Annotated in this window: 1 protein-coding gene; it reads left to right on the top strand. The window is 63.3% G+C overall.

The window, feature by feature from the left end; genetic code table 11:
* A partial coding sequence (locus tag JYB63_RS22615; protein ID WP_509149423.1) for a Clp protease/crotonase-like domain-containing protein occupies positions 1–428 on the top strand: 428 nt, incomplete at both ends.

The following is a 428-nucleotide window of genomic DNA, read 5'->3' as shown; positions in this document are numbered from 1 at the left end:
CGCTGATGCTTGAACCCGCCTATGCGCGGGTTTTCTTTTGTGCGCTTGCAGGCCAGCTTGGGATCAGCAGCCTGACGGATGCGGTGTCCGGCGACAGCCTGACTGCCCAGGAGGCACTCGCGACGCTGGCATTATCCGGTGATGATGACGGACCACGACAGGCCCGCAGTTATCAGGTCATGAACGGCATCGCCGTGCTGCCGGTGTCCGGCACGCTGGTCAGCCGGACGCGGGCGCTGCAGCCGTACTCGGGGATGACCGGTTACAACGGCATTATCGCCCGTCTGCAACAGGCTGCCAGCGATCCGATGGTGGACGGCATTCTGCTCGATATGGACACGCCCGGCGGGATGGTGGCGGGGGCATTTGACTGCGCTGACATCATCGCCCGTGTGCGTGACATAAAACCGGTATGGGCGCTTGCCAAC

The sequence above is a fragment of the Aliamphritea spongicola genome (assembly GCF_017051665.1).
Classification (GTDB): domain Bacteria; phylum Pseudomonadota; class Gammaproteobacteria; order Pseudomonadales; family Balneatricaceae; genus Amphritea; species Amphritea spongicola.
The sequence above is the reverse complement of the archived record's forward strand: the minus strand, read 5'-3'. Positions and strand labels throughout refer to the sequence as shown.